The organism is Amphibacillus indicireducens (assembly GCF_039539605.1).
Lineage (GTDB): Bacteria > Bacillota > Bacilli > Bacillales > Amphibacillaceae > Amphibacillus > Amphibacillus indicireducens.
Genome location: NZ_BAABDL010000162.1, coordinates 1 through 674, shown reverse-complemented (window position 1 = coordinate 674; position 674 = coordinate 1). Strand labels below are relative to the sequence as shown.

The following is a 674-nucleotide window of genomic DNA, read 5'->3' as shown; positions in this document are numbered from 1 at the left end:
TACGCCGTAAAAAGTGTCACGTAAGAAACAGAGCCTGCTTGAGATCCGAAGCCAGTCGTCGCTCTATAATTGCCCTTAAACGTCCGATTCAATCTTTCAATAATTTGTTTTAAGGGTCGATATTCTGTCGAAACAGGATCGTCATTTGTTAGACCGATCACTTTGTAGACATCGAAATGAATGTCACGTTGCGCAAAGTAATGCTGAGCCAAGATATAAATGGGATTTCCATCTACGACGAAGGTTAAGTCATCAGGCATATCTTTGAATTTTGTTAAGACATCACCAATGGCTTTGATCGCAGAGGGTGTATCTCGATTAGGTGACACATGATAAGACAAAATTACTTTTTTGACGGCATCAAAGAAAAAGAATAAGTAATGCCATTTACCTTTCACACGAATATAGGTCTCATCCCCAGAGAAACTACTGGATAAATCGTATGGATAGTGATCAATAAAAGGTTTGGTTATTAAGGCAACGCTATTTGCGTAGTTTAATATCGTTTGATGCGTTATTTTTAATTGATGGATATCGTACATCAAGGCTGCTGTTTTCCTTGCAGATAAACCATAATTGACGTGATACGTTAAAATCAGACCTAATGTGTGTGGCGAAGCGTAAATACGTGACAGATCAACTTTTGGCTTGACGGGTGACTCTTTATCCAAAGG

At 38.7% G+C, this 674-nt stretch carries 1 protein-coding gene; it reads right to left on the bottom strand.

Annotation, left to right across the window (positions count from 1 at the left end):
- On the bottom strand, positions 1-674 hold a 674-nt coding region (locus ABD814_RS13185), incomplete at both ends, for a DDE-type integrase/transposase/recombinase (protein WP_344914189.1).